Below are 735 nucleotides of genomic sequence, written 5' to 3'. Positions count from 1 at the left end.
AGCTTCATTTTCAAAGAAATGCTCTCCGGTTCAATTTATCGGATACTTCAAAAAAGAGCGACCTTGGCTGGTTTGGGAAAAGTAAAGCCTCATGATCTTAGAAGAACGTTTGCAACAACGATGCTGGCGAATGGTTGTGATGTATTCGTTTTGCAGCGGGCTATGGGTCACGCTTCAGTCAATACTACTTCTATGTACGACTATCGCAGCGAAACGCAGCGAAAAGAAATATGTCGCGCTCTACCGATTGGGTAAAATAAGTCAGTCCTGTCTCAATTATTTTGGAGAAATAAATGAATAAAACTGAATTAGTAACTGCCGTAGCAGAAGTTTCCGGCAAACCTAAAGCTGATGTCAAAGAGGTCTTGGAAGCACTGATGGGTCAAATCATCAAAACCGTAAAATCCGGCGATGAAGTGGCTTTGGTGGGTTTTGGCACTTTTAAGTCAGCCAAGCGCGAGGCTCGTGTTGGTCGGAATCCTGCAACAGGTGCAGAACTTAAAATCCCAGCTTCGATTCAGCCGAAATTTGTTGCAGGAAAACTTTTTAAAGACGCACTAAATACAAAATAATTGACTTTTAAATAAAAGAGGCCGCTTTCTCCGCGGTCTTTTTTTTGACCCGATAGACTGTTTTATTGTGGTCTTTTTTTCATAGTTAAGAAAGTCGAGTCGAAAGAAAGTTGTTCCGGAACAACTTTTCTTGAAAATCAGATCGGACATCAGCTTCAGCATT

The 735-nt window shown here is 41.4% G+C and carries 2 protein-coding genes; both read left to right on the top strand.

Annotation, left to right across the window (positions count from 1 at the left end):
* Window positions 1-255, top strand: a 255-nt coding sequence (locus HMPREF9439_RS13105; protein WP_008864517.1) for a site-specific integrase, incomplete at its 5' end; no start/stop codon positions are given.
* A 38-nt stretch (window positions 256-293) separates the two neighbouring features.
* Window positions 294-572 carry an HU family DNA-binding protein gene (locus HMPREF9439_RS08315; RefSeq protein ID WP_008864516.1) on the top strand — a complete coding sequence of 93 codons (279 nt, stop codon included), beginning with the start codon at window positions 294-296 and terminating at the stop codon, window positions 570-572.
* Window positions 573-735 lie beyond the last annotated feature (163 nt).

It is taken from the genome of Parasutterella excrementihominis YIT 11859 (assembly GCF_000205025.1).
Lineage (GTDB): Bacteria > Pseudomonadota > Gammaproteobacteria > Burkholderiales > Burkholderiaceae_F > Parasutterella > Parasutterella excrementihominis.
The sequence above is the reverse complement of the archived record's forward strand: the minus strand, read 5'-3'. Positions and strand labels throughout refer to the sequence as shown.